Annotated in this window: 2 protein-coding genes; one reads left to right on the forward strand and one right to left on the reverse strand. The window is 67.3% G+C overall.

Annotation, left to right across the window (positions count from 1 at the left end):
- On the forward strand, positions 1-244 hold a 244-nt coding region (locus AC0ZT5_RS35175), incomplete at its 5' end, for an amidase family protein (RefSeq protein WP_488500168.1).
- Here the strand turns inward: AC0ZT5_RS35175 and AC0ZT5_RS35180 are convergent.
- A partial coding sequence (locus AC0ZT5_RS35180) for an NAD(P)/FAD-dependent oxidoreductase (RefSeq protein ID WP_488500169.1) occupies positions 238-627 on the reverse strand: 390 nt, incomplete at its 5' end. The genes AC0ZT5_RS35175 and AC0ZT5_RS35180 overlap by 7 nt on opposite strands.

Raw genomic sequence — 627 nt, forward strand, 5'->3', positions numbered from 1 at the left:
CACGCCAGGCTCGCCGATTCAGGTCGACGGCAAGCAGCAGAGCTACTGGATGCTGCCGGCCTATGGCGCCCTGTTCAACTACAGCAGCCATCCGGCACTTTCGCTGCCATGCGGACAGGATAGCGACGGCTTGCCGATCGGCTTGCAACTGGTCGGCAAGCGCTGGTCGGAGTCGCGGCTGCTCGGCGTCGCCAAGGCAATCGAGCCATTGACCGGCGGCTTTCGCCGTCCGCCCGGCTATTGAGCGAAGCGCGACAACCTGTAGGGCGCCAGCAACGGGTCGCGCCGGCCGTCGAGGATTTCGCGGGTGGCGAACAGGCCGACGGCCGGCGCCAGCGTGATGCCTGAATGCATGACGGCGACATAGAGGCCGTCCATGCCCTCGCTGCGGCCGATGATCGGAAAACCGTCGATCGGCGTCGGCCGGTAGCCGACGGTGTGGAAATCCAGCTCCAGTCCGTCACCGCCGCGCAGCATGGCTTTCAGGGCCGCAAACAGGTCGCGGGCGGTGACTTCGGCATCCATGCCCGGGTCGGCGCCGCCAAAATCCGAGCCGGCGATGATGCGGCCCTCCGCCGTCTGGCGCATGTGCAGCCGCTCGGCCAGCACCAGCCCGTTGAGCAGTTT

The organism is Mesorhizobium sp. CNPSo 4670 (genome assembly GCF_057784235.1).